Annotated in this window: 26 protein-coding genes; 13 read left to right on the plus strand and 13 right to left on the minus strand. The window is 67.1% G+C overall.

Annotation, left to right across the window (positions count from 1 at the left end):
- Window positions 1-20: 20 nt before the first annotated feature.
- Window positions 21-410 (minus strand): dihydroneopterin aldolase, encoded by a 390-nt coding sequence (locus WDLP6_RS04710; protein WP_162566015.1) that lies wholly within the window; start codon window positions 408-410, stop codon window positions 21-23.
- Window positions 407-1204 (minus strand): SDR family oxidoreductase, encoded by a 798-nt coding sequence (locus WDLP6_RS04715; protein WP_162591414.1) that lies wholly within the window; start codon window positions 1202-1204, stop codon window positions 407-409. Before WDLP6_RS04715 ends, WDLP6_RS04710 begins: the two co-directional genes overlap by 4 nt.
- Window positions 1205-1227: 23 nt before the next feature.
- Here WDLP6_RS04715 and WDLP6_RS04720 point away from each other — a divergent pair, with 23 nt between their 5' ends.
- The 5 genes from WDLP6_RS04720 (at window position 1228) to WDLP6_RS04740 (ending at window position 6131) form a co-directional block, all read left to right on the plus strand.
- Window positions 1228-2319 carry a class I SAM-dependent methyltransferase gene (locus tag WDLP6_RS04720; RefSeq protein ID WP_443083443.1) on the plus strand — a complete coding sequence of 364 codons (1092 nt, stop codon included), beginning with the start codon at window positions 1228-1230 and terminating at the stop codon, window positions 2317-2319.
- Between the two features lie 112 nt (window positions 2320-2431).
- Window positions 2432-3334, plus strand: coding sequence for a TauD/TfdA dioxygenase family protein (locus WDLP6_RS04725; protein ID WP_162591416.1), 903 nt, complete (start codon window positions 2432-2434; stop codon window positions 3332-3334).
- A 25-nt stretch (window positions 3335-3359) separates the two neighbouring features.
- Window positions 3360-4370: an ABC transporter substrate-binding protein gene (locus WDLP6_RS04730; protein ID WP_162591417.1), complete on the plus strand. Its 1011-nt coding sequence runs from the start codon at window positions 3360-3362 to the stop codon at window positions 4368-4370.
- Window position 4371: 1 nt separating this feature from the next.
- A complete protein-coding gene (locus tag WDLP6_RS04735) occupies window positions 4372-5265 on the plus strand; it encodes an ABC transporter ATP-binding protein (RefSeq protein WP_162591418.1) in 894 nt (297 codons plus the stop codon).
- Window positions 5262-6131, plus strand: a complete 870-nt coding sequence (locus tag WDLP6_RS04740; protein ID WP_162591419.1) for an ABC transporter permease — start codon at window positions 5262-5264, stop codon at window positions 6129-6131. Before WDLP6_RS04735 ends, WDLP6_RS04740 begins: the two co-directional genes overlap by 4 nt.
- On the opposite strand, the gene WDLP6_RS04745 is transcribed toward WDLP6_RS04740, so the two are convergent.
- Window positions 6128-6505: a DUF5329 family protein gene (locus WDLP6_RS04745; RefSeq protein WP_162566022.1), complete on the minus strand. Its 378-nt coding sequence runs from the start codon at window positions 6503-6505 to the stop codon at window positions 6128-6130. The genes WDLP6_RS04740 and WDLP6_RS04745 overlap by 4 nt on opposite strands.
- A gap of 103 nt (window positions 6506-6608) precedes the next feature.
- On the opposite strand from WDLP6_RS04745, the gene hisN reads away from it, so the two are divergent.
- From hisN to WDLP6_RS04760, 3 genes are read left to right on the plus strand one after another with little or no spacing between them, the layout of a single operon-like run.
- Window positions 6609-7385: a histidinol-phosphatase gene (gene hisN, locus WDLP6_RS04750; protein WP_162591420.1), complete on the plus strand. Its 777-nt coding sequence runs from the start codon at window positions 6609-6611 to the stop codon at window positions 7383-7385.
- A gap of 9 nt (window positions 7386-7394) precedes the next feature.
- Window positions 7395-7589 carry a DUF2905 domain-containing protein gene (locus WDLP6_RS04755; protein WP_162566024.1) on the plus strand — a complete coding sequence of 65 codons (195 nt, stop codon included), beginning with the start codon at window positions 7395-7397 and terminating at the stop codon, window positions 7587-7589.
- Window positions 7590-7593: 4 nt separating this feature from the next.
- The gene (locus tag WDLP6_RS04760; protein ID WP_162591421.1) at window positions 7594-8520 is read left to right on the plus strand and encodes an ROK family protein; all 927 of its coding nucleotides are present in this window, start codon (window positions 7594-7596) and stop codon (window positions 8518-8520) included.
- 19 nt (window positions 8521-8539) lie between these two features.
- Here WDLP6_RS04760 and otsA read toward each other — a convergent pair whose 3' ends face one another.
- From otsA to WDLP6_RS04785, 5 genes are all read right to left on the minus strand, one after another.
- Window positions 8540-9925, minus strand: coding sequence for an alpha,alpha-trehalose-phosphate synthase (UDP-forming) (gene otsA / locus WDLP6_RS04765; protein ID WP_162591422.1), 1386 nt, complete (start codon window positions 9923-9925; stop codon window positions 8540-8542).
- A gap of 13 nt (window positions 9926-9938) precedes the next feature.
- Window positions 9939-10694 carry a trehalose-phosphatase gene (gene otsB / locus WDLP6_RS04770; protein ID WP_162591423.1) on the minus strand — a complete coding sequence of 252 codons (756 nt, stop codon included), beginning with the start codon at window positions 10692-10694 and terminating at the stop codon, window positions 9939-9941.
- A 153-nt stretch (window positions 10695-10847) separates the two neighbouring features.
- Complete coding sequence (locus WDLP6_RS04775) at window positions 10848-12119, minus strand: multifunctional CCA addition/repair protein (RefSeq protein ID WP_162591424.1); 1272 nt, start codon at window positions 12117-12119, stop codon at window positions 10848-10850.
- 33 nt (window positions 12120-12152) lie between these two features.
- Window positions 12153-12836 (minus strand): glutathione S-transferase family protein, encoded by a 684-nt coding sequence (locus WDLP6_RS04780; RefSeq protein WP_162591425.1) that lies wholly within the window; start codon window positions 12834-12836, stop codon window positions 12153-12155.
- 110 nt (window positions 12837-12946) lie between these two features.
- Window positions 12947-14968 carry a lytic transglycosylase domain-containing protein gene (locus WDLP6_RS04785; RefSeq protein WP_162591426.1) on the minus strand — a complete coding sequence of 674 codons (2022 nt, stop codon included), beginning with the start codon at window positions 14966-14968 and terminating at the stop codon, window positions 12947-12949.
- 9 nt (window positions 14969-14977) lie between these two features.
- Here WDLP6_RS04785 and WDLP6_RS04790 point away from each other — a divergent pair, with 9 nt between their 5' ends.
- Window positions 14978-15595 carry a 5-formyltetrahydrofolate cyclo-ligase gene (locus WDLP6_RS04790; RefSeq protein WP_162591427.1) on the plus strand — a complete coding sequence of 206 codons (618 nt, stop codon included), beginning with the start codon at window positions 14978-14980 and terminating at the stop codon, window positions 15593-15595.
- Between the two features lie 121 nt (window positions 15596-15716).
- Here the strand turns inward: WDLP6_RS04790 and WDLP6_RS04795 are convergent, their stop codons facing one another.
- A complete protein-coding gene (locus WDLP6_RS04795; protein ID WP_162566032.1) occupies window positions 15717-16700 on the minus strand; it encodes a LysR substrate-binding domain-containing protein in 984 nt (327 codons plus the stop codon).
- A gap of 148 nt (window positions 16701-16848) precedes the next feature.
- Between WDLP6_RS04795 and WDLP6_RS04800 the strand changes: the two genes are divergently transcribed.
- Window positions 16849-17175 (plus strand): DUF2917 domain-containing protein, encoded by a 327-nt coding sequence (locus WDLP6_RS04800; protein WP_162591428.1) that lies wholly within the window; start codon window positions 16849-16851, stop codon window positions 17173-17175.
- A 16-nt stretch (window positions 17176-17191) separates the two neighbouring features.
- On the opposite strand, the gene WDLP6_RS04805 is transcribed toward WDLP6_RS04800, so the two are convergent.
- A complete protein-coding gene (locus WDLP6_RS04805; RefSeq protein ID WP_162591429.1) occupies window positions 17192-17590 on the minus strand; it encodes a BLUF domain-containing protein in 399 nt (132 codons plus the stop codon).
- An 88-nt stretch (window positions 17591-17678) separates the two neighbouring features.
- On the opposite strand from WDLP6_RS04805, the gene WDLP6_RS04810 reads away from it, so the two are divergent.
- Window positions 17679-18449: a Crp/Fnr family transcriptional regulator gene (locus WDLP6_RS04810; protein ID WP_162591430.1), complete on the plus strand. Its 771-nt coding sequence runs from the start codon at window positions 17679-17681 to the stop codon at window positions 18447-18449.
- A 103-nt stretch (window positions 18450-18552) separates the two neighbouring features.
- The gene (locus WDLP6_RS04815) at window positions 18553-19875 is read left to right on the plus strand and encodes a hypothetical protein (protein ID WP_162591431.1); all 1323 of its coding nucleotides are present in this window, start codon (window positions 18553-18555) and stop codon (window positions 19873-19875) included.
- Here WDLP6_RS04815 and WDLP6_RS04820 read toward each other — a convergent pair whose 3' ends face one another.
- Both WDLP6_RS04820 and WDLP6_RS04825 read right to left on the minus strand, forming a co-directional pair.
- The gene (locus WDLP6_RS04820) at window positions 19876-20724 is read right to left on the minus strand and encodes a glycosyltransferase family 2 protein (RefSeq protein ID WP_162591432.1); all 849 of its coding nucleotides are present in this window, start codon (window positions 20722-20724) and stop codon (window positions 19876-19878) included. It lies immediately after the preceding gene.
- 11 nt (window positions 20725-20735) lie between these two features.
- Window positions 20736-21215, minus strand: a complete 480-nt coding sequence (locus tag WDLP6_RS04825) for an acyltransferase (RefSeq protein ID WP_162591433.1) — start codon at window positions 21213-21215, stop codon at window positions 20736-20738.
- Window positions 21216-21561: 346 nt separating this feature from the next.
- On the opposite strand from WDLP6_RS04825, the gene glmU reads away from it, so the two are divergent.
- Window positions 21562-22998, plus strand: coding sequence for a bifunctional UDP-N-acetylglucosamine diphosphorylase/glucosamine-1-phosphate N-acetyltransferase GlmU (gene glmU / locus WDLP6_RS04830; protein ID WP_162591434.1), 1437 nt, complete (start codon window positions 21562-21564; stop codon window positions 22996-22998).
- A gap of 15 nt (window positions 22999-23013) precedes the next feature.
- Here glmU and WDLP6_RS04835 read toward each other — a convergent pair whose 3' ends face one another.
- Window positions 23014-23493 carry an Lrp/AsnC family transcriptional regulator gene (locus tag WDLP6_RS04835; RefSeq protein ID WP_162591435.1) on the minus strand — a complete coding sequence of 160 codons (480 nt, stop codon included), beginning with the start codon at window positions 23491-23493 and terminating at the stop codon, window positions 23014-23016.
- Between the last annotated feature and the right edge of the window lie 117 nt (window positions 23494-23610).

Below are 23610 nucleotides of genomic sequence, written 5' to 3' on the forward strand. Positions count from 1 at the left end.
CGAAGCCTGGGGGTGGGTCACTACTTGCTCCTGAAAACTTCGACGCCTACTGCTTCACAGTCCGGGTAGACGTCCGGCTTGGCCGTCGACACCCGCGCCGCCTGCACCTTCGGATGCGCCAGCACCTGCGTGAGGATGTCGTCGCACAGCGTTTCCTGCAAGTGGATGTGGCCCTTGCTCAGGCGGGTCGCGACGGTGCGGCGGATGAAGTCGTAGTCGACCACTTCATCGAGTTCGTCGGCCTTCGGCGTCGAGATGTCGAGCGGCACGTAGAGATCGACGTTGATGATCACGCGCTGCTCCGCGCGCTTCTCGAATTCGTGCACGCCGATGTTGATCCAGACCTCGTAGTCGCGCAGGAACACGCGCCGGCAGGAAAGCAGCAAGGGATCGAGGGCAGCAGTGGTCATGGGATGGATGCTTTCAACAGGTCGTCGACGACGAACATGACGTCGCGTTCGAGCGGCACCAGGTGCTGGCCGTTGTCGACGCAGAGGGTGGTCCCGGTCACGCTGGGCGTGCCGGCGAGGAAGACGCAGGTTCGCGCGACATCGGCCGGATCGATCGGCCGGCGCATCAGGTTGACGCGCGCCGCTTTCGCGAAGTTGGCTTCGTTCTGCGGGCCGCTGGTGAAAAGGATGCCCGGTGCCACGCCGCACACGCGCACCGCCGGTGCCAGCGATTGCGCCTGCAGCGACACCGCGCGCTCGAGCGCCAGTTTGGACACCGTGTAGGAAAAGTAGTCCGGATTCAGGTTGTAGACCTTCTGGTCCAGGATGTGGATCGCCGAGCGGTCGATGCCGTCGCCCGCCACCGCGCTGCGCGCGAGCAGCCGCGCGAACGAAAGCGGTGCCATCAGGTTCACGCCGAGCTGACGCAGCGCGGCATCGGCATCGAAGTCCAGGCCGGTGTCGGGTTCGAAGGCCGAGGCGTTGTTGACGATGCATGCGAGCGCGCCGCCGGCCGTGGCCTGCGCCATCAGCGCGCACCGGCCTTCCTCGGTGCCGATGTCGGCTTCGACCGCGTTCGCGTCATGGCCTTCGCCGCGCAGGCGCTCGCACAGGGCCTCGGCCGGCGCACGCGAGGCGCGGTACTGGCACCACACGCGCCAGCCCGCGCGCGCGAAGGCCTCGCAGACCGCGGCGCCGAGCCGCTGGCCGCCGCCGGTCACGAGCACGCCGGGGCGTGGGGTCGATTCAGCCATCCTGATAGATTTCCGTCATGAACATGGAGCACGGCGCAACACGCGCCACCCCCTTGACCCGGATTATCGACGCCGCGCTGCAGCGCGACGGCGGGTGGATCTCTTTCGACCGCTTCATGGCGCTCGCGCTCTATGCGCCGGGTCTGGGCTATTACGCCAACGCAAGCCGCAAGTTCGGGCACATGCCGTCTTCCGGCAGCGACTTCGTGACCGCGCCCGAACTCACGCCGCTGTTCGGCCAGACCCTGGCCGTGCAGGTGGCCGAGGCGCTGGACAAGACCGGCACCGATGAAGTCTGGGAGTTCGGCGCCGGTTCGGGCGCGCTGGCCCTGCAACTGCTCGATGCGCTCGGCGAACGCATCGCGCGCTATCGCATCGTCGATCTGTCGGGCACGCTGCGCGAGCGGCAGCAGCAGACGCTCGCCGGGCATGCGGGCAAGGTCGAATGGCTGGCCGAGCTGCCCGAGGCGATGCGCGGCGTGGTGGTCGGCAACGAGGTGCTCGATGCCATGCCGGTGCAGCTGCTCGCACGCGCCGGCGGGCAATGGTTCGAGCGCGGCGTGATCCGGCAAGGCGACGGCTTCGCCTGGGAGGACCGTCCCACCGCGCTGCGCCCGCCGGTCGAGATCGAAGGCGTGCACGACTACCTGACCGAGATCCATCCGCAGGCCGAGGCCTTCATCGCCACGCTGGCGGATCGCCTGAAGCAGGGCGCAGCCTTCTTCATCGACTACGGTTTTCCGGAGGCCGAGTATTACCACCCGCAGCGCCACATGGGCACCGTGATGTGCCACCGCGGCCACGCGGCCGACGGCGACCCGCTGGCCGACGTCGGCGACAAGGACATCACGGCCCACGTGAACTTCACCGGCGTCGCCCTCGAGGGCCAGAACGCCGGCTTCGAGGTGCTGGGCTACTGCAGCCAGGCGCGCTTCCTGCTCAACGCGGGGCTGCTGGAACCCATGGCGCAGGCCGCGCAGCCCGAGCGCATCCTGGCGGCGCGTCTGGTGCACGAACACGAGATGGGCGAGCTGTTCAAGGTGATCGGCTTTGCGGTCGGCGCGCCCTGGGACGCGATCGGCTTTGCCGAGGGCGATCGCAGCCACACGCTGTGAAGCCCGAATAAGCTAGCAACGAACGGTTCGTTGGGAATCGGCGGCGTGCCTTCTACATTGGGCGGTTCGCCGCGTGCCCTTCGGGTGCGAGGCGCCACGATGGACCGTCCGCATGCCCGCCCTTCTTTCTCCAGATGCCCCGCCCCGTGCGTCGTCGCAGCAGCACTTCGAGCTGCGCCGCTTCGACGCGCCGGTCGGTGCCGAGGTCATCGGCCTCGACATCGCCAAGCCGATCGATGACGCCGCGTTCGCGCGCCTGCACCGCGCGCATCTCGATCACCACGTGCTGGTGTTCCGCGATCAGCGGATCACGCCGGCGCAGCACATCGCGTTCAGCCGGCGCTTCGGTCCGCTCGACATCCATGTGCTGCACCAGTTCCACCTCGGAGACCATCCCGAGATCCTGATCGTCTCCAACATCAAGAAGGACAACGGCGAGCCCCTCGGCCTCGGCGATGCCGGGGCCTACTGGCATTCGGACATCTCGTACAAGCCCGAGCCCAGCCTCGGTTCGCTGCTGCACGCGCAGGAGCTGCCGGGCGAAGGCGGCGACACGCTCTTTGCCGATCAGCATCTCGCGTGGGAGGCGCTCGCGCCCGCGCTGCAACAACGCGTGCTGGGGCTCAAGGCCGAGCACAGCTATCTGGCCAAGTACGAAGCGCTGCGCGCGAAGAATCCATGGCGGCCGGCGCTCTCGCAGGCGCAGATCGACAAGGTCGCGCCGGCGGTGCATCCGGTCGTGCGCACCCATCCGGAAACGGGCCGCAAGGCGCTGTTCGTGAGCGAGCATTTCACGACCCGCATCCTTGGCCTGCCGCAGGACGAGGGCGATGCACTGCTGGCCGAGCTGTGCGCGAACAGCGTGAAGTCCGAGTTCGTGTACCGCCATCGGTGGGCGCCGCACGACCTCGTGTTCTGGGACAACCGCTCGCTCATGCACCTCGCGGCGGGCACGCCCGACGCACTGCGCCGCAAGCTCTACCGCACCACCGTCCGGGGCGATGCGCCCTTCTGATCGAACACCCCTCGAGCCAAGAACAATGAACCGTTTCACCCGCACCGCGAGCCTCTGGATCGCCACCGCCGCCCTGGCCCTCGCCAGCCTCGAGGCCCATGCCGAAGGACGCATCCGCATTGCCGAGCAGTTCGGCGTCGTCTACCTGATGCTCAACGTCGCCCAGGACCAGAAGCTGATCGAGAAGCACGCCAAGGCGGCCGGCATCGACGCCCAGGTCGAATGGATCAAGCTGTCGGGCGGCTCCGCGGTCAACGATGCGCTGCTGTCGGGCAACATCGACATCGCGGGTGCCGGCGTCGGTCCGCTGCTCACGTTGTGGGACCGCACCCGCGGCAAGCAGAACGTGCGCGGCGTCGCTTCGCTGGGCAACTTTCCCTTCTACCTGGTGAGCACCAACCCGGCCGTGAAGAGCCTCGCCGACTTCGGCGACAAGGACCGCATTGCGCTGCCGGCCGTCGGCGTCTCGGTGCAGTCGCGCGTCCTGCAACTGGCGTCGGCCAGGCTCTGGGGTGACAAGGAATTCAACCGGCTCGACAGGATCAGCGTGACCCTGCCGCATCCCGACGCGGTGGCGGCCCTCATCAAGGGCGGCACCGAAATCAATGCCCATTTCGGCAATCCGCCGTTCCAGGAGCAGGAGCTTGCCGGCAACCCGAAGGCGCACATCGTGCTCGACTCCTACCAGGTGCTCGGCGGCCCCGCGTCGGCGACCGTGCTGTATGCGACCGAGAAGTTCCGCAACGAGAATCCGAAGACCTACCGCGCGTTCGTCGATGCGCTCGACGAGGCCGCGCAGTTCATCGCCGCGAATCCCGAGAAGGCGGCCGACATCTACATCCGCACCAGCGACGCGAAGATCGACCGCGCGCTGCTGCTCAGGATCATCAAGAACCCCGAAGTCCAGTTCAAGACGGCGCCGCAGAACACCTACGCGCTGGCCGAGTTCATGCATCGCGTGGGCGCCATCCGCAACAAGCCGGCTTCGGTGAAGGACTATTTCTTCGACGACGTTCGCACCGAAGCAGGGAACTGAGATGTCGTCGCGACTGGCCCGCTTCGTGTGGCCACCCACCGCGTTCCTGAAGGAGACTGCACCGGTGGACCGGCAGAGCCGGGCTCATGATGCACGCGCGCTTGCGCCCGCCGCGGGTAGCGCGCTGCTGCAGGTCGATGGCGTGAGCCTCGAATACCGCACGCCCGAGCGCGTGGTGCGCGCGACCCACCGCGTGAGCTTCGACGTGCACGAAGCCGACCGCTTCGTGCTGCTCGGCCCCTCCGGTTGCGGCAAGTCGACGCTGCTGAAGGCGGTCGGCGGCTTCGTCCATCCGGTCGAAGGCGAGATCCGGCTCGACGGCCGGCGCGTGGCCGAGCCCGGGCCGGATCGCATCGTCGTGTTCCAGGAGTTCGATCAGCTGCCGCCGTGGAAGACGGTCCGGCAGAACGTCGTGTTCCCGCTGCGCGCATCCGGCGTGCTCGGCCGGCGCGAAGCCGAGGAGCGCGCGCTGCACTACCTCGACAAGGTCGGCCTCGCGAGATTCGCGGACGTGCATCCGCACCAGCTCTCGGGCGGCATGAAGCAGCGCGTCGCGATTGCGCGTGCGCTGGCCATGCAGCCGCGCGTGCTGCTGATGGACGAGCCTTTCGCTGCGCTCGACGCGCTCACGCGCCGCAGGATGCAGGACGAGCTGCTCGCGCTGTGGGACGAGGTCCGCTTCACGCTGCTGTTCGTCACGCATTCGATCGAAGAAGCCTTGCTGGTCGGCAACCGGGTCGCGCTGCTGTCGCCGCACCCGGGCCGCATGCGTGCGGAAATCAACAGCCATGCCTTCACCCAGGGCAGCCTCGGCGGCGCCGAGTTCCAGGCCGCGGCGCAGCGGATCCATCGGCTGCTCTTCGAAGAAGCCGCTCGGGAGGCGGCCGCCGCATGACGACCATCGATCCGCCTCTGCGTCCCGAATACGAACGGGTGCTCGAGCCCTTCGCCGAGGTGCCGGTCGAGCGCGCGCTGCCCGCGGCTTCGCGCCTGTGGGCGCAGGGCTGGCTGCGCAAGAGCCTGATCCTCTGCGTGCTCGCGCTGCTGTGGGAGCTGGCGGCCCGCTGGCAGGACAACGACCTGCTGCTGCCGACCTTCTCGGCCACCGTGGCCGCGCTGGTCCGCGGCGTGGCCAGCGGCGAACTGCTCGACAAGGTGCGCATTTCGCTGGCGGTGCTGGTGCAGGGCTATCTCGCGGGCGTGGTGCTGGCCTTCGCGCTGACCACGCTGGCCGTGTCGACGCGGCTCGGACGCGATCTGCTGGACACGCTGACCTCGATGTTCAATCCGCTGCCCGCCATCGCGCTGCTGCCGCTGGCGCTGTTGTGGTTCGGCCTCGGCCGCGGCAGTCTGGTCTTCGTGCTGATCCATTCGGTGCTGTGGCCGCTGGCGCTCAACACCTATGCCGGCTTCCAGGGCGTGCCCGACACGCTTCGCATGGCCGGGCGCAATTACGGACTGCGGGGCCTGCGCTATGTGCTGCAGATCCTCGTGCCGGCCGCGCTGCCTTCGATCCTCTCGGGGCTCAAGATCGGCTGGGCCTTCGCATGGCGCACGCTGATCGCGGCCGAGCTCGTGTTCGGCGCTTCGTCCGGGCAGGGCGGGCTGGGCTGGTACATCTTCCAGAACCGCAACGAGCTCTACACCGATCGCGTGTTCGCGGGCCTCGCGATGGTGGTGCTGATCGGCCTTTTGGTCGAAAACCTCGGCTTCGCGAGCCTGGAGCGGCTCACCGTGCGACGCTGGGGCCAGCAGCGCTAGCGCATTTCCTGCCGCACCGCGCGCAGCTCGCGCCGCAGGAAGGCGTTGGCCTCGTGCTCCTGGCCGTCGGCGAGCTTGACCGTGTAGGGCCGGCCCGTGAGCTCGGAGCGCGTGGCGCAGCGCTCGATGAAGTCCTCCGCCGTGACGATCTTCTCCTTGAAGTACGCGTACTTCGCCTGCATGTGCTCGGCGGCCTCGGTGGATGAATGTTCGTCGCCGTTGCGCATGAACTTCATCGTCTTCATCCGGCCGACCCTTTCGATCAACGCGGTGATGACCTTGTTCTCCTGCTCCGAAGGCGTCGCCTGCGACACCGAAGCGGCACCGAGCCACAGCGCGAGGAGCGCCCATCGAAGCCAGCGAAATCGCCGCATGCCAATCCTTTCCGGGGAGTGGTCCGATGCTAGGAGGGACCCGTGCAGCATGTCAAACCGGCCTCGGGTTTAATCGGAGTTTTTGGCCGCACCGTCATCGATCATGAGTTCATCCCCCGAAGACCTGCTGGGCATCGCCCATTCGCTCGCCGACGCTGCCGCGGTCGAGTCGCTTGCCCTGTTCCGCACGCAGCTGGAAGTCATCACCAAGGCCGACGAGAGCCCGGTCACGCGGGCCGACCGCGCGGCCGAGACGGCGATGCGCGACATCCTCGGCGCCGAGCTGCCGATCGACGGCATCTACGGCGAGGAGCATGGCCTCGAGCGGCTCGATGCCGGACGCATCTGGGTGCTCGACCCGATCGACGGCACGCGCAGCTTCATCACCGGCTCGCCGCTATGGGGCACGTTGATCGGCGTGCTGGAGGACGGGCGCATCACGCTCGGCATGATCGACATGCCGGTGCTGCGCGAGCGCTGGGTCGGCCAGGCCGGTGCCGGCGCAGAGCGCAACGGCCAGGCGGTGCATGCGAGCGGCTGCAAGACGCTCGCCGAGGCGCGCATCGTCACCACCTCGCCCGACATCTTCGAGGCCGCCGACTGGCAGGCCTTCGACACGCTGAGCCGCCGCTGCGCCATGCGCCGCTTCGGCGGCGATTGCTATGGTTATGCGCAGCTTGCGGGCGGCACCATCGACCTGGTGGTCGAGAGCGGCCTCAAGCCCTACGACTACATGGGCCCGGCCGGGCTGATCGAGGCCGCCGGCGGCGTGATCACCGACTGGAAGGGCCAGCCGCTCGGCCTTGCGTCGGACGGGCGCGTGATCGCCGCGGCGACGCCCGAACTCCACCAGCAGGCGCTGGCACTGCTCGGGGCCTAAACTGCACCGATGATTCGCTGGCTGATCGTCGTCGTCCTGGCGCTGCTGCTCGTGAGCGGCCTCACGCCCTGGCTGCGGCGCCTGGGCTTCGGGCGCCTGCCCGGCGACTTCGAGTTCCGCGCCTTCGGGCGCGAATGGCAACTGCCGATCGCCAGCACCGTGGTGCTCAGCATGATCGCGGCCTTGGTCGCACGATGGATTTGATTCGATGAGAGCCTGTGTAGACGTCGGCGGCACCAAGGTCGCCGTGAGCCTTTCCACGGACAGCGCGTCGCCGCTGATCGGCCGCCGCAGCGAGCCCACCGCCAAGACCGGCAACAACGACGCGCTCGCGCTGCAGATCCTTCGGCTGATCGATGAGGTCTGCGCCGCGCAGGGCATCGACGCCGCGATCATCGATGCCGTCGGCGTGTCGTCCTGCGGTCCCTTCGAACTGCGCGACGGCAAGGTCGAGCTTGCCGCGCCCAACATCTGCGGCGGCGCGGCCGGCCCGGCGCGCGGGTTGCCGAACCAGTGGATGACGGCGTTGCTGGAGGCGCCGCTGGCCGCGCGCTTCGGCCGCGTGCGGGTCGAGAACGATGGCGTCGCCGCGCTGGAAGCCGAGCGCCGCTGGGGCGCGTTGAAAGGCCTGGACCATTGCGCCTACGTGACCTGGAGCACCGGCGTCGGCGTCGGCCTGTGCGTCGGCGGCCGGATCCTGCGCGGCAAGAACGGCAATGCGGGCCACGCGGGCCACAGCTTCGTGGTCGACGACGACGACCATGCGCTGTGCGGCTGCGGCAACCTCGGCGACGTCGAGTCGCTGATCGCGGGCAACGCGATCGCACGCCGCTTCGCGCGTCCGGCCGAAGAACTCTTCAAGGCGGCCGCGGCCGGCGAGGCGGCCGCGCACCAGCGCGTCGATGAACTGTGCCGCGTGATGGGCCGCATGCTTTACAACCTGATCGCCACGCTCGACCTGCAGCGCATCAGCCTCGGCGGCAGCGTGTTCTGGAACAACCGCGATGTCCTGCTGCCGCACCTGCAGGCGCAGATCGACGGCAAGCTGGTGCCGTTGACGCGCGGCGTTCAGCTGGTTCCGGCCGGCCTGGGCGACAAGGTCGGCGACTACGCCGCGCTGGCGCTGCTCGACTGACGCCAGATCGGCGCCGAAACTAGCGTTCGCTGGCCGCCTCGCGCAGCGCATCGAGAAAGGTCTTGCGCCACCAGTGCACGTCGTGCTCGCGGATGCGCGCCAACAGCTTCTGATGGCGCTCGCGCCGTTCCTCGAGCGGCATCTGCAGCGCCTGCTGCACGGTCTCGGCGGTGCCGTGCGTGTCGTAGGGATTGACCAGCAGCGCTTCCTTGAGCTGCTCGGCCGCGCCGGCGAAGCGCGACAGCACCAGCACGCCGGGATCGGCCGGGTCCTGCGCCGCGATGTACTCCTTGGCCACCAGGTTCATGCCGTCGCGCAGCGGCGTCACGAGGCCGACGGCGGCTGCCCGGCACAGGCCCGGCACGCGCTTGCGCGCCACCATGCGGTGGATGTAGCGCACCGGCATCCAGTCGAGCTCGCCGTAGTCGCCGTTGATCGCGCCGCACAGCGACTCGAGCTCGCGCCGGATGTCGCCGTAGGCGTCGACCGTCTCGCGCGTGGGCGAGGCGATCTGGATCAGCGTTGCGCTGCGGCGGTTCTCCGGATAGTTGGCCAGCAGCTCGCGAAAGGATCGCACCCGGTTCGGGATGCCCTTGGAATAGTCGAGCCGGTCGATGCCCAGCAGCAGCCGGCGGCTGGAGTATTCGCGCTTCATGGTCTCGTACATGTCGCGCGATTCCTTGGCATGCGTGAGCGCGGCGAACTCGTCGACGTCGATGCCGATCGGGAAGGCGCTGCAGCGCACTGTCTGGCCATAGGCGCGGTAGAGGTCGCGCCCCATGAACTCGCCGTTGGCCTCGTTGCGCACGTACTGCTCGAAGTGCTGCACGTCCTGCCGCGCCTGGAAGCCGATCAGGTCGTAGGCGAACAGCGAGCGCATCAGCCACTCGTGCTGCGGAATGGCGGCCATGATGATGTGCGGCGGCAGCGGAATGTGCAGGAAGAAGCCGATGCGCTGCCGGCAGCCCATCGCGCGCAGCTCGGCCGCGAGCGGGATCAGGTGGTAGTCGTGCACCCAGATGATGTCGTCGGGCTTGAGCAGCGGCAGCAGCTTGCGCGCGAACAGCTGGTTCACGCGGCGGTAGCCGCCGATGAAGCCGGCATCGAAGTTCGCGAGGTCGAGCCGGTCGTGGAACACCGGCCACAGCACGTCGTTGCTGTAGCCGAGGTAGTAGCTGTCGTGGTCCTCGCGGCACAGGTCCAGGGTCGCGAGCGCGACCTTGCCGGCCTGCTGCACGTGCAGTTCGCCTTCGCCGGTCGGTCCGTCCTCGATGACGGCGCCGCTCCAGCCGAACCACAGGCCGCCGGTCTGCTGCAGGCTCTCGCCGAGCGCGACGGCCAGACCGCCGGCCGCGGGCTTGCGCGGATCGGCGATGCGATTGGAGATGACGACCAGACGGCTCATGGTGTTGTGGTTCCTAGGTCGCCGAGTCCCGCGGCGCCGGTGCGGCGAGCAGATCCCGCGCGGCGACCAGCCATTCGAACACTTCGCGCGGCGAGTCGAGGCGGTGCAGCGCCTGGCTGGGGCCGGAGCCGACCTTGATCGCCACACCGCCGCGCGGCTGCACGATCGCGAAGCCGTGCTCGTCGGTGGTGTCGTCGCCGGCGAAGACCGGCACCCGGCCGGCGAAGGGCGCCTCGTGCATGAAGGCATCGATCGCGATGCCCTTGTTGATGCCTGCGGGCTTGACCTCGAAGACGAACTTGCCGTGCATCAGCTCCAGCTGCGGCTGGCCGTCGATCACGCGCAGCATGGCGTCGCGGCACACGGCTTCGAGCTGTGGCGCGAGCCGGTAGTGCAGCGCGATCGCCGCGTGCTTGCGTTCGACCAGCAGGCCTTCGTAGACGCGCGCGAGCTCGTTGGCCGCGTCGAGCACCCGCAAGAGATCGGGCGCGCGCTGTTCCTGCATATGGCCCTGGGCATCGCGGCGCTGCACGCCGTGCTCGCCGGCCGCCGGCAGCCGCAAGGGCGCGAGAAAACGGTCGATCGCGTCGATCTGGCGGCCCGAGACGACCGCGAGCGCGCCGCCCAGCAGGTCGCGCAGATCGCCGAGCAGCGGCACCATCGCGGCGGGCACCTCGATCGCCTCGGGCGTCTCGGCGATCGCGACCAGCGTGCCGTCGAAGTCGAGGAAGAGCGCGGTGTCGCGCGTCAGGCGAGGGGGCTTTTGCATGAAGAGGAAACCATAGCAGAGCTGCACGGTACGGCACGTCGGCCAAAACCGCGAGTCGTGGCTCGCCCCCAGGCTGCGCGCACTGCGTGTCGCTTCGCCAACCCCTTCCCGGGGGCAACACCGGCGGCCCGGCTGAGCCGGTTCCGCGGTGTTTCACGAAGGGGCTGCCCCGAGGGCTGCCGCGATGGCAGCCACGCGGGCGCGCGCTATCGCCTCGCCGATCTTCGGACCGGTCTGGCCCGCCCGCAGCGCCGCGCGGGCGACGGGTTCGGTGTCGACCGACTGTGCGGCGCGGAGGGCGGCTATCAGTCGTTCGCGCTGCGGGTAGGCGCTGTCCTCGAAGCCCAGGCGCCCGCGCGCGTCGCATTCGCAGGCCAGCAGGGCCTGGTCGAAGCGCTCGGGCTTGCGGATCGCGTCGCAGCGTTCGAGCAGCCGCAGCAAGGCCGCGGCCTTGAGCTCGCCGCTGCGATGGATATTGCCGTGCTCGCGGGCCACCACGTCTGCCAACTCGCGCACCTCGACCGGCACGCGCCAGCGATCGCAGACCGCGCGCAGCAGGTCGGCGCTGCGCTGTTCATGGCCGTGGTGGCGCGGCAGGATGTCGGCCGGCGTCGTGCCCTTGCCGAGGTCGTGCACCAGGCAGGCGAAGCGCACGGGCATCGGCGCCTCGAGCCTCGCGGCCATGTCGAGCACCATCATCAGATGCACGCCGGTGTCGACCTCGGGGTGGTACTCCGCGCGTTGCGGCACGCCCCACAGGCGGTCGACCTCGGGCAGCAGCACCGCGAGCGCACCGCATTCGCGCAGCAACTCGAACATGCGCGACGGCTTGGCTTCCATCAGGCCGCGCGCCAGCTCCTGCCACACGCGCTCGGGCACCAGCGCGTCGGCTTCGCCGGCGGCGACCATCTCGCGCATCAACGCCATGGTTTCGGGCGCGACACCGAAGTCGTCGAAGCGGGCTGCGAAGCGCGCCACGCGCAGGATGCGCACCGGGTCTTCGCGGAAGGCATCGGTCACGTGGCGCAATTGCCTGCGCTGCAGGTCGCGCTGGCCGTGGAAGGGATCGATCAGGTCGTCGTGCTGCGGCGCCAGGCCTTCGCCATCGCGGACCTTCTCCGCGGGCAGCGCGATCGCGTTGATCGTGAGGTCGCGCCGCGCCAGGTCCTGCGCGAGCGTCACGTCCGGCGCCGCATGGATGACGAAGCCGCGATAGCCCGGCGCGCTCTTGCGTTCGGTGCGCGCCAGCGCGTATTCCTCGCGCGTTTCGGGATGCAGGAACACCGGGAAATCACGCCCCACCGGCAGGAAGCCGCGCGCAGCCATCTGCTCGGGCGTGGCGCCGACCACGACCCAGTCGCGGTCGCTGCCGGGCTGGCCGAGCAGCGCATCGCGGATCGCGCCGCCGACGAGGTAGGTTTGCATGGGGCGGGAGTCTAGCCCCGCGGGCCGTTTGCTTCAGCGTCCGAGCCGGTACGGTTCCTCGAAGACGAGGAAGTCCTTCTCGGCCAGCGCGTCGTCGAGCCATGCCTTGACGCCGGGCAGCGCCTGCACGCGATCGATGTAGGCGCAGATCGCGGCTGGCACCGGCAGGCCATACGTCTTGATGCGGGCGCCGATCGGTGCGTAGTAGGCGTCCGCGATGCCGAACTCGCCGAACAGCATCGGTCCGCCGTGTGCCGCGAGCAGGCCGCTCCACATCTGCACGATGCGGTCGAGGTCGGCGCGCACGCCGGGCTGGTCGCGCAGGATCAGCCGGCCCTGCGCTGAAAGATCGGCTTCGATGTTCATGCCGCAATGGGTACGCATCTCGACGAAGCCGGCATGCATCTCGGCACAGATGCTGCGCGCGTGGGCGCGCTGCGCCTTGTCGTCGGGCCAGAGCTTCTTGTCGGGATGCGTTTCGGCGAGGTACTCGCAGATCGCGAGGGTGTCGTACACCATCACGTCGCCGTCCTTCAGCACCGGCACGCACCCGGCCGGATTGATCGAAAGAACGAGCTGCTTGAACTGCGACCCGGCCTCGAAGGAATCGAAGCGCACCAGGACCTCCTCGAAGTCGATGCCGGCCTGCTTCATGAGCACCCAGGGTCGCATGGACCAGGACGAGTAGTTCTTGTTGCCGATATAGAGCTGGGTCATCGTTGTCCTCCTGAATGTGTTGAAAGGACTTCGATGCTACCGACGCGGCGCAGCGCGATTGATGTGCAAATGCCGCGTCATTGATGCCCGGCGACGCGCCGGCACCGGAATCAGGGCAGGTCCTTGACCGGATCGACTGCGGCTGCGTCGCGCGGCCCGACGACACCGAGCCGATCCTTGAGCGACTGCGGCCTGCCGCTGATCAGCGCGGCATAGTTGGTGGTGTTGGCGAGCACCTTCTTGACGTAGTCGCGGGTTTCGCTGAAGGGGATGTTCTCGGCCCAGATCGCCGCGTCGAGCACCGGCCCGTTGCGCCAGGCGCGCGGCCGGCCGGGGCCGGCGTTGTAGGCCGCGGCGGCCAGCGCCATCGAGCCGTCGAAATCGTCGAGCGCGAGCTTGAGGTAGTTGGTGCCGATCGTGATGTTGGTCTCGCGGTCGTTGAGCTGGCCGGGCGTGAAGTCGGGCAGGCCGATCTTGCGCGCGGTCCAGCGCGCGGTGGCGGGCATCACCTGCATCAGCCCGGAGGCGCCGACGCCGGAGCGGGCGTCCATGATGAAGCGGCTTTCCTGGCGGATCAGGCCGTACACATAGGCCGGATCGAGGCCGATTTCCTGGCTCTTGCGCAGCACCGTGTCGTGGAAGGGCATGGGATAGCGCTGGTCGACGTCGATCACGCCCTTGGTGCGCTCGCTGGTGTTGATGCAGCGGTCCCAGACCTCGCGCTGGCAGGCGAAGTCGGCCGCGGCGAGCAGCTCGCGGTCGCCCATGCCGCCCTTGTCGTGCAGGTTGGTCGTGTAGTTCCACTCGCGCGTGCCTTCGGGACGCAGGCCGATCGAGATCGCATAGAGCGCGCGGTTCAGCGCCGGGTTGTTGCGCGCCGCATCCTTTTCTTCGGCCGTGAGCGGGGCGGGGCGGGTCGGCACGGCGGCACGCTGGCCCAGTTCCTCGAGCGCGAGCAGTTCATAGAACCCGCGCGTGCCGGCGATGCTTTCATACAGAGCGCGGGCCTGGGCGCGGCGCTCGTCGCCACCCATCGCAACGAGTGCGCGTCCCTTCCAGTAGGCCCAGGTCGGGTCCCGCTGCGTGGTCTCGCTCATGGCCGTGATGGCGGTGTTCACGTCCTTCCAGTTGCCGCTACGCAGCGCGGCGCGCGCCTTCCAGCCCAGCATGTCGTCGGAAAGCTCGGTGTTCTTCGTGACGTTCGCGAAGTAGCTGCCGGCCAGCGGCGAGAGCTTGACGGCCGCCTGCCGGCCGATCGCGCCCCAGAGCCAGTTGCGCTCCTCGGGCGCCAGCATCGGGCCCCACTTGCTGTCGAGCTGCGAGGCTGCCATGTCCGGATCGGTGACCGCCATCTTGATGAGCGCGAGCACCACCAGCTCCTTGCGCGACTTGGCGGCGACGAAGGCACGGCCGAGCAGGAACTTGGCGAGGCTGGCGTTCATTTCGTCGAACAGCGGGATGGCATCGGGCGCGACGAGCAGCACCGCGGCGCGCGCGGCCTGCGGACGGTTGGCCTCGATGGCCAGGCGCGCCTTCTTCCAGGCGTCGGAGGGCGACATCAGGCGCGCGCCGATCATGCGGTCGGCCGCGGTGAGGCAGCCGTCGTCGAGATCGCGCTGGCCGAACCAGTCGCGCCGCACTTCATCGGCCTGGGCTTGCGATGCGGTGCCGGTGCGCAGCGAGTCGACCAGGATCGCGTAGCAGCGCACCTGCGGGTCGTCGTTCATGCGAAAGCCGGCATGGAAGGTGGCGAAGGCATCCCAGTCGCGACGCTGGCCGACGAGCAGCAGCCAGTCGTTGCGCAGGCGGTCCTCCTGGTAGGTGCCGGCGTAGCGCGTGAGGAAGTCCTGCACCTCCTGCGCGCTCGCATCCTGCAGGCGCGCCTTGAGCTCCCAGTAGGCGGCCCAGGGCTCGAGCACGCTGCCGCGCGTGAGCGGCAGCAGGGCGGTGAGGCGCGCCTTGTCGCCGCGCTGGAAGGCCTGCTTCATCTGCAGCAGCGCGTCGTCGTCGGGGTTCTGCGCGCAGGCCGGCTGTAGCAGCGTTGCGGTCGTCAGGACCAATGAAAGGAACAGGGTGGAAAAGGAAGCGCGCGGGCGATTGCGTGCGAGTGCCAAAATGCTTGCGAACTGCATCGGGGGATTATGGACAAGTCAAAGGGTGCCGACACCTCGGCAACTGCCAACTTTCTCAAGGGTCAGCTGCGTGCGGCACTGATTGAACAGCGTCTTTCCATGCCCGACCGCCTCGCGCGCGCCGATCTGCTGCAGCGCGTGATGCGCATCTGGCTGGTCGGGCGCCCGGACACCGTGATCGGCGCCTACTGGCCGATCAAGGGTGAATTCGATCCGCTGCCGGCACTGCATCGCTGGAAGGAAGACGGCGAACTGCTCGACGAGCCGCATCGGCGGCGCATCGGTTTGCCTGTCGTCGACCGGCTGCACAAGACGCTGACCTTCCATTCCTGGTATCCGGGCTGCCCGATGGAGAACGATGCCTACGACATCCCGAAGCCCAAGGACACCGAGCTGATCGTGCCGACGCTGCTGTTCGTGCCCTGCCTGGGCTATAGCGCGGGCGGATACCGGCTCGGCTACGGGGGGGGCTTCTACGATCGAACACTGGCGGCGCTGGAGCCGCGGCCGTTCACCGTGGGCCTTGGCTTCACGAACGGATTCCTCGACGAGTTCGAACCGGAAGCGCACGACATGCCATTGGACGCGATCCTCAACGACAACGGGGTCGTCTGGCCAATCACTTGACTCGCCCCCAGGCTTCGCGCACTTCGTGTCGCTTCGCCAACCCCCTGCCGGGGGCGACACCGGCGGACCGGCGAAGCCGGATCCGCGGTGCCCCTGGAACTGGAGCCGTCGCGGTGTCGAGTCAGTCCAACTGGTCGATGGTGTCGGGGTCGGGAATTTCGCCGATGGTTTCGCGTGTGGTGGCGGCTTGCGCCTGCAGCCATTCGCAGAAGGCCTGGATCTCGGGGCGAGGCGCGCTGCGCGGGCCGACGATGAGCCAGTAGGCCATGGGCGAGTCCATGCGGTGGTGCGGCAGGACTTCGATCAGGTCGCCGTTGGCCAGGCTCTCGGCGATCAGGGAGCTGCGTGCCAGCACCACGCCCTGGCCGGTGAGTGCAGCCTGGACCATCTGGTAGGCGTAGTTGAAATAGAGCCAGCGCCGCGGCTGCGCGCGCTGCAGCTCGTTGACCTCGAACCAGCGGCGCCAGGTGAGCCATTCGAGATGGCTTCGATGGGCGTCGCCGGCCTCGATCAGCGTGAAGCGTGCAATGTCCTGCGGCGCCTTGATGGCCGGGTTGCTCTTGATGAGCCAGGGGCTCGCCACCGGCGTGATGGTTTCGCCGAAGAGGCGCAGCGAGCCGGCCGGCATGTTTTCGCGCGGGCCGTAGCGCAGCGCGAGGTCGACGTCGGCCATGCCCATGTCGAGCGCCACGTCGCTGGCATCGATGCGGATATCGATCTCGGGGTTGTCGCGCTGGAAGGCCTCGAGCCGCGGGATCAGCCACATGGATGCGAACGAGGCGAAGGTGGTGAGCGACACGCTCTTGCGTCCCGCGTTCTGTCGGATCTGGCGCACCGCGCCATCGATGCGCGGCAGCGACTGCTGGACGGCAAGCAGCAGCTGTGCACCGGCGCCCGTGAGTTCGACCGCACGGGTGTGGCGCAGGAACAGGCCGACCCCGACCTCTTCCTCGAGCGCCTGGATCTGCCGGCTGACGGCGGACTGCGTCAGCGCCATCTCTTCCGATGCGGCGCGGAAGTTCAGGTGCCGGGCGACCGCTTCGAAGGCGCGCAGGTGGCCGGCCGAGATCGGCCGGGAGCGCAGATGGGTCTGGGAATGCTGCATGGGCGGTGACTTTCGGGCCGGACGATTGATGCGAAACCGGAATCAGTAGGCTACCGCGTTTTCATTGGACCGCCAACGGCGGAAGGCCGATCATTCATTCCCGAAGCGCGCTATTGCGCTTCGGAGAAACCGCCTCAGGAGTTTGATCATGTCCGCTGCTTACGCCCCCTCTTCGCTTCAGTCCCTGGCTGCCCGCCCCGCGGCCGTGCCACCGGCCGTGCGTCGCGGCGCATGGCAGTTGGCCGCAGGCCATGCCATGAGTCTGAAGGCCTCCAGCGCGAGCATCTTGCGCATTCGCCAGGGCCGGGTCTGGGTCACCCGCGACGCCACCGCGAACTTCGGCAGCGAGGACATCGTGCTCGCACCCGGCGAGTCGCTGGCGATTGCGGCCGGTGAACGCATCGTGATGGAGCCATGGGACGGCTACGGCGCGACCTACAGCTGGGATGAGGCATCGGCCGCGGAAGCGGCCTGAACTGGCGCCCGCCTCTTCAGCTGAAAATGTCGAGATCCGAGCGCAGGGCGAGAAAGCGTTCGAGGGCCTCGACGCCGTCAAGTTCGTGGATGCCGCCCATGTCGTCACCGATCGTCTCGACTTCCGCGAGGCCCATTTCGAAGCGCTCGTAGCGGCGCTTCGTCAGGGAGCCCTCGTACGCCACGCGCAATTGCGTGTGCCGGGGGTCGGCCTGGAGCCGGTCCATCAGCAACAGCACCTCCCCGCACGGGCCTTCGAAGTGCTGACAGAAGCGCTGGCCGTCGAACACCAGCAGGCCGGTGATCTGGTCCTGCAGGTTGCGGGCGCGTGCCGCGGTCACGATCTGGCCAACGACGGTGGCGGATTGATCGGGCGCAAGCATGCTGCAGTAGAGGAATTCGTGGAGTTCGGCCATGGGTGACGGGTAGGGTGTGCGGAGTGTAGGAGCCCGAAATCCGCCGTGAAATGTGAAAAGACACAGGGCGCGGCCCTATAGTGCTGGCGTGAAATTCGAGGACTACCCGGCCCCCGTCTCGCCGCCGCGCTGTGCGCATCCGTGCGGCCAGTGCGGACTGCGCAGCAACCCCGCTTTCATTCCCGTCTCCGACGAAGAACTGCGCGTCATCGAGTCGTTTCGCGGCGGCACGCGCGCCGTCGATGCCGGTGGCTCCGTCATCGAAGAGCATCGGCCCAGTCCGATGCTCTTCACGCTGTATTCGGGCTGGGCGTTTCGCTACAAGACGCTGAGCGATGGGCGCCGGCAGATCCTCAGCTTTCTGCTGCCGGGCGATTTCATCGGGTTGCAGGACGAATTCGCCGACGGCCAGACGCATGGCGTCGAAGCGGTGACGGGCGTGACGCTCTGTGCCTTTCCGCGCGAGAAACTCTGGAACCTGTTCCACGCGCAGCCCAAGCTGAGCTACGACATCACCTGGCTCGCAGCGCGCGAGGAAAAGATGGTGGACGACAACCTCGTGACGGCCGGCCGGCGCAACGCCGGCGAGCGTGTCGCGATGCTGCTGATGCATCTGTACCGCCGCGCGGAACGTGTCGGCATGGTGCGCGACGGCTGGGCCGAGTTTCCCATCAACCAGCAGCACATCGCCGATGCGCTGGGCTTGTCGCTGGTGCACACCAACAAGACCTTGCGGTACTTGCAGCGCCTGGGCCTCTACAAGATCGACAGCGGCTGGCTGCGTATCCTCGAGCCGCGCGCGCTCGAGACGCTCGGCGACTATTTCGAGCGGCCGATGCGGCCCGCGCCGCTGCTCTGAGCGCGGGCACCGGTCCATCGCGTATCGTAGAGGCTGTGCCCGGACGTCCTGGCCGCAGCCTCGTCCGGCAGCCGCCGGCCATTCTCATGACCGCCGCCCATCCGTGAATATCCTGTCCCGCCTGCGCCAGATCGCCATCGTCGGCAGCGTCGAATCCCTGGGTGTGGTGCTCGGAGGCATCGCCGGGCTGCTCATCGTCAACGTGCTGCCGAAGGATCAGTACGCGGCCTACACCTTCCTCCTCGCCTGCATGACGCTGGTGCTGGGCGTGACCGATCTGGGCCTCTCCCATTGCTGCCTGCCGGTCGTCGGCCAGCGAAGCCGCGAGGTGCCCTGGGTCGTCGGCGCCTGCCATCAGGTGTTTCGCAAGCGCTGGCTGCTGCTGGGGCTCGGCCTCGTGATCGTGGGGCCGTACTGGTTCTACACCTCCAGGGAGCACGGCTGGTTCGGCGGCGGCTATTTCCTGGGGTCGGTGCTGATGCTGTTCGTGGTGCTGCTGGCGCTCAGAGAGCATTACGGCAACACGGTGCTGGTCATCCTTGGCCACATCTCGACGCTGAACCGCATCGGCTTCACGACGAACATCGTGCGGATCTCCTTCGTCGCGGTCGTGCTTCTGCTGCCGATCACGTCGTGGTCGATGGCCGGGATCGTGGCCGCCACCGCGGCGGCGAGCTTTGTCGCCGTGACGCTCTATCGCAGGGCATTCAGATCACACGAGATCGCCGATTTCAGGCTCGATGCTGCCGATGTGAAGCGCGTGGACGCCCAGGTGATCCAGATCGCGAAGCCGCTGGTGCTGCCCGCCATTTTCTTCCAGGTCCAGGGCGTCATCACGGTGTTCCTGGTGTCGCTGCTCGGCACCTCCAACATGCTTGCGGAAGTGGGCGCCTTCGGTCGCCTGGCCATGGTGTTGCTGGTGGTGGACCGCATCACCGGCACCTTGCTGTTCCCGGTGCTGGCCCGCTCGCCCGAGGGGCCGGCCCTGGCCTCCACGGTGGTGCGCGTGCACGGCCTGTACCTGCTGGCCATGGCGCTGATGGAGCTCTCGGCAGTCATGTTGCCGCAGTACTGGATCATTCTGCTCGGGCGGCAGTACCAGTCCATGGCGCCGTACGTGTGGATCGTGTTTCTGGCCGCCATGCTCAACAATGCCTCGAACCTCGCCTTCAGGACGCTGACGGTGCGTGGGGCCACCTCCAAGCAGGGCTATGGCGTCGGCTTCATCCTTGCCGTGCAGGTGCTGTATCTATGGGTCTTCGGCGTCGCCGACCTGCGCGCCGCACTCGGCTTCAACCTCGCCACCGCGATGGCCCACGCCAGCTACCAGTACCTGTTGCTCGCGCTGCGGCTGCCGGAGTGGCGTCGGCAGGTGCCGGCAGACGGGTCCACGGACCAGGTGAGCGGAGCAGACGGCGACAGGTAGTCAGCCGCGCGATGACTTCGGGGGGCGGCGTATCAAGAACCTGAGCGATTGGCTGAAAAGCCACGCATCGTGCTCGATTGCATTTCTCAATCCGCGGCATCGGTATTTGAGCGCCCCCGGAATGGTTATCTTGACCAGCGAACGCAAGCCCAGGTAAGCGTAATACCTTGGAAGCGATGCGGGTGCCAGGTTTTTGTGCTTTTCCCAGAAATAAAATTCGCTCTTTTGCTGCTTGCCCCAGAACGCCATGCCACGTGATCTTCTCCAGGGGTGCGTCACCACTGCATCCGGCACGAAAATTATCTTCGCTCCCTCATCGTCTATCCGTTTCTTCAGATCCATGTCTTCCATGGCTGCAAAAGGAAAATTCTCATCGAAGCCGTGCAACGAATCGAAGAGGGATTTTTTTATTGCGAAATTGCATGACCAGAGGTAGCCGCCAAAATTGATGGGAGACTCTTCGTCGAGGCGCTCTCTGGGGCGTTCGGCAATTGTTTTTCCCTCCAGCACCGTCGCCTGATTTGCCATGCCGTGAAGCGAGTGCAGCCATCCCTTGCCTGGCAGGCAATCGTCGTCCGTGAATACCAGCCATTCTCCCTTTGCCTGTGCTGCGCCGTTATTGCGATTCGCGGCCGGGCCTCGACTGGGCCCTTCGAAGTATCGGACCCAGGGGAAATTCGCCGACAGATATTCCTTCAGCTCATTCTGTTTGGCGTCGTCGGAGACGATCACTTCAACGGTAAAGGGTTGCTCTCCCGATTCCGGGACGGTGAAATATTCCGAAAAGCAACTCAGACATTTGTACAGATCGGAGTGGCGGTTGTAAGTGGGAATGATCACGGAATACATGTGTCACCTGCTCAATGAGACGAATCGAGATAGCGCATGATTTTGGCCGGGACGCCGGCGCAAATGCAGTTGTCGGGAACATCCTTGGTCACCACGCTGCCGGCCGCGATGATTGAATTCTTTCCGATGGTGACACCCGGCATGACCATGGTGCCGGCGCCCAGCCAGCAGTTGCTCTGCAGCTCGACGGGAGAAAAAACAAGCTGATGTCGCTCGGCCGGATCGATCGGATGCGTCACGCTGGTGATGACGCAATTTGCGCCGATCAAAGCGTTGTCATGGATGCGAACACCACCGGCAGCGTAGATGACGGTGTATCCATTGATATCTACGTTGCTCCCAACGTCCATCCGATCCGTTCCCCAGATGAAAACACGGCGATCAATTCGTACCGAGGAGCCGCACGAGCGCAATGTCGACAGGGTCCAGGCACTTTCGGCCTCCTGGATCAATGACCCAAGCTTGAATAATATGCGCTGAATGATGTTCATTTTCTATCGAATTCCGCCATGGCAGCCAAGTGGCGGCCCCGTGAAATTCGTCGTCGCGTATGCGTGTCCTGACCTTGTTGCATTCTCGGGTGGGCTGGTGGGGCAGCGGCTCGGTTCAGGGAAAAGCGTTGCGAACCGGACGCCTCGGTCGATGCCCTCTGTGTAATACATTATGTTGGAAATTGGCAGACCCCAGATTCGGCCGGCATGGATTTGGACGAGCGGACCGCGAAATTTGAACGGTCTTCGAGGCCGTCGCGAGCATGGTCGGCCAGCCTGAGGCCCTCCGGAGAAGCCGGACACGCCGTCCGCGATAATCCAGCCCCCAACCGAACCGCCGCCGCACATGTCCGATCCGCTTGCCCTGAACGATAGCAACACACCCGCGCTCGACGTGGTGATCCTGGCGGCCGGCAAGGGCACGCGAATGAAAAGCAGCCTGCCCAAGGTGCTGCATCGCCTGGCCGGACGCGCGCTGCTGGCGCACGTGCTGGAAACCGCCACGCGCCTTGGCGCGCGCCACGTGGTGGTGGTGACGGGCCATGGTGCGAACGACGTCGAAACGGCGATCGGCGAGGGCAATGGGCCGGTGTTCGTGCGCCAGGTTCCGCAGCTCGGCACCGGCCATGCCGTGCAGCAGGCAGCGCCGCTGTTGCCGGACGACGGCACGGTGGTGGTTCTCTCGGGCGACGTGCCGCTGATCTCCGAGGCGACCTTGCGCGCGCTGATCGCGGAAAGCGCGGGTCGGCGGCTCGCGCTGCTCACGATCCAGGTCGACGACCCGACCGGCTATGGCCGCATCGTGCGTGCCGAGGGCGCACAGGGCCTGGACGGCGAGGTGCTGGCCATCGTCGAGGAAAAGGACGCGAGCGAGACCCAGCGCGCGATCCGCGAGATCTATACCGGCGTGATGGCGGTCCCGGCCGTGCTGCTGAAGACCTGGCTCGCGCGCCTGGACAACAAGAACGCGCAGGGCGAGTACTACCTGACCGACGTGGTGAGCTTCGCCACCGTCGATGGCGTGCCGGTGGTCTCGCACCGCACCGAGGACGCGCTGCAGGTGGCCGGCGTCAACAGTCCCGCGCAGCTCGCGGCGCTCGAGCGCGCCTATCAGCTGCGCCAGGCCGACGCGCTGATGGCGCAAGGCATACGGCTGGCCGATCCGGCGCGCTTCGACCTGCGCGGCACGCTGGCCTGCGAGGCCGATGTCGAGATCGACGTCAACTGCGTGTTCGAAGGCGCCGTGTCGCTGGGTGCAGGCACGCGCGTCGGCGCCAATTGCGTGATCGCGAACGCGCGCATCGAGGCGGGCACGGTGATCCATCCGTTCACGCACATCGACGGCGAGAAGGCCGGCGTGACCGTCGGTGCAGGCTCGCGGATCGGGCCCTTCGCCCGCCTGCGCCCGGGCGCCCGGCTGGGCCCCGAGGTGCACATCGGCAACTTCGTCGAAGTCAAGAACTCGACGCTGGGCGCGGGCGCCAAGGCCAACCATCTCGCCTACCTGGGCGATGCGACGGTCGGACAGCGCGTCAACTACGGGGCCGGCGCCATCACCGCCAATTACGACGGCGCCAACAAGCACCGCACGGTGATCGGGGACGACGTGCATGTGGGCAGCAACTGCGTGCTGGTCGCGCCGGTCACCATCGGCGCGGGCGGCACGGTGGGCGGCGGCTCGACGGTCACCAAGAGCACGGAGCCAGGCGCATTGACGATCTCGCGCGCCCGGCAAGCGAGCTTCCCGAACTGGGAGCGCCCGCGCAAGGCGCCGAAGGACTAGAACCGTATCGCCGATTCAGTTCGCGCCGGGCAGCGGGACACGCGGTTCGAATTTGGCGCGCTTGACGCTGAAGAAGGCCTTCACGTTGCGCACATTGGCATCGCTGGTGAAGAGGCGTTGCGCCAGCGCCTGGTATCCGGCCATGTCGCGCATCGCGACGATCAGCACGAAGTCCGGTCCCGGCGAGACGCGATAGCACTGCTGCACGGCGTCGTCCTGCACCACCCGCTGCTCGAAGGCGTCCAGCGAAGCGGCATCCTGCCGATCCAGCGACAGCTCGACCACGGCCGTGAGGAGCGCGCCGACGCGGTCATGACGCAGGATCGCGACCTCCCGCTCGATCCAGCCCGCCTCGCGCAGGCGCCTGATGCGGCGAAGGCAGGTCGGTGCAGAAATGCCGATGCGTTCCGCGAGCGATTGGTTGCTCTCGGAGGCGTCGTGCTGGAGGGCGTCGAGCAGACGGCGGTCGATCTCATCTGTGGATTCAGATTTCATGAATACGATGTTGGTGAAATAAATCTTTATGCTATCGAAAATAAGAAATTAAAAACCATAAATTGAGAAGAATGGTAATCAAATTTCATATTACTGCCACTACTATCGCTACCGATC

Source organism: Variovorax sp. PBL-E5 (genome assembly GCF_901827185.1).
GTDB lineage: Bacteria > Pseudomonadota > Gammaproteobacteria > Burkholderiales > Burkholderiaceae_C > Variovorax.

Coding starts and splice junctions, on each gene's coding strand:
- WDLP6_RS04715 (WP_162591414.1), bottom strand. CDS start 1,204: ATGGCTGAATCGACCCCACGCCCCGGCGTGCTCGTGACCGGCGGCGGC.
- WDLP6_RS04760 (WP_162591421.1), top strand. CDS start 7,594: ATGAGAGCCTGTGTAGACGTCGGCGGCACCAAGGTCGCCGTGAGCCTT.
- WDLP6_RS04775 (WP_162591424.1), bottom strand. CDS start 12,119: ATGCAAACCTACCTCGTCGGCGGCGCGATCCGCGATGCGCTGCTCGGC.
- WDLP6_RS04710 (WP_162566015.1), bottom strand. CDS start 410: ATGACCACTGCTGCCCTCGATCCCTTGCTGCTTTCCTGCCGGCGCGTG.
- WDLP6_RS04735 (WP_162591418.1), top strand. CDS start 4,372: ATGTCGTCGCGACTGGCCCGCTTCGTGTGGCCACCCACCGCGTTCCTG.
- WDLP6_RS04835 (WP_162591435.1), bottom strand. CDS start 23,493: ATGAAATCTGAATCCACAGATGAGATCGACCGCCGTCTGCTCGACGCC.
- WDLP6_RS04790 (WP_162591427.1), top strand. CDS start 14,978: ATGGACAAGTCAAAGGGTGCCGACACCTCGGCAACTGCCAACTTTCTC.
- WDLP6_RS04725 (WP_162591416.1), top strand. CDS start 2,432: ATGCCCGCCCTTCTTTCTCCAGATGCCCCGCCCCGTGCGTCGTCGCAG.
- WDLP6_RS04720 (WP_443083443.1), top strand. CDS start 1,228: ATGGAGCACGGCGCAACACGCGCCACCCCCTTGACCCGGATTATCGAC.
- WDLP6_RS04795 (WP_162566032.1), bottom strand. CDS start 16,700: ATGCAGCATTCCCAGACCCATCTGCGCTCCCGGCCGATCTCGGCCGGC.
- WDLP6_RS04825 (WP_162591433.1), bottom strand. CDS start 21,215: ATGAACATCATTCAGCGCATATTATTCAAGCTTGGGTCATTGATCCAG.
- WDLP6_RS04785 (WP_162591426.1), bottom strand. CDS start 14,968: ATGCAGTTCGCAAGCATTTTGGCACTCGCACGCAATCGCCCGCGCGCT.
- WDLP6_RS04740 (WP_162591419.1), top strand. CDS start 5,262: ATGACGACCATCGATCCGCCTCTGCGTCCCGAATACGAACGGGTGCTC.
- WDLP6_RS04800 (WP_162591428.1), top strand. CDS start 16,849: ATGTCCGCTGCTTACGCCCCCTCTTCGCTTCAGTCCCTGGCTGCCCGC.
- WDLP6_RS04730 (WP_162591417.1), top strand. CDS start 3,360: ATGAACCGTTTCACCCGCACCGCGAGCCTCTGGATCGCCACCGCCGCC.
- otsB (WP_162591423.1), bottom strand. CDS start 10,694: ATGCAAAAGCCCCCTCGCCTGACGCGCGACACCGCGCTCTTCCTCGAC.
- WDLP6_RS04805 (WP_162591429.1), bottom strand. CDS start 17,590: ATGGCCGAACTCCACGAATTCCTCTACTGCAGCATGCTTGCGCCCGAT.
- WDLP6_RS04820 (WP_162591432.1), bottom strand. CDS start 20,724: ATGTATTCCGTGATCATTCCCACTTACAACCGCCACTCCGATCTGTAC.
- WDLP6_RS04755 (WP_162566024.1), top strand. CDS start 7,395: ATGATTCGCTGGCTGATCGTCGTCGTCCTGGCGCTGCTGCTCGTGAGC.
- WDLP6_RS04745 (WP_162566022.1), bottom strand. CDS start 6,505: ATGCGGCGATTTCGCTGGCTTCGATGGGCGCTCCTCGCGCTGTGGCTC.
- hisN (WP_162591420.1), top strand. CDS start 6,609: ATGAGTTCATCCCCCGAAGACCTGCTGGGCATCGCCCATTCGCTCGCC.
- otsA (WP_162591422.1), bottom strand. CDS start 9,925: ATGAGCCGTCTGGTCGTCATCTCCAATCGCATCGCCGATCCGCGCAAG.
- WDLP6_RS04780 (WP_162591425.1), bottom strand. CDS start 12,836: ATGACCCAGCTCTATATCGGCAACAAGAACTACTCGTCCTGGTCCATG.
- glmU (WP_162591434.1), top strand. CDS start 21,562: ATGTCCGATCCGCTTGCCCTGAACGATAGCAACACACCCGCGCTCGAC.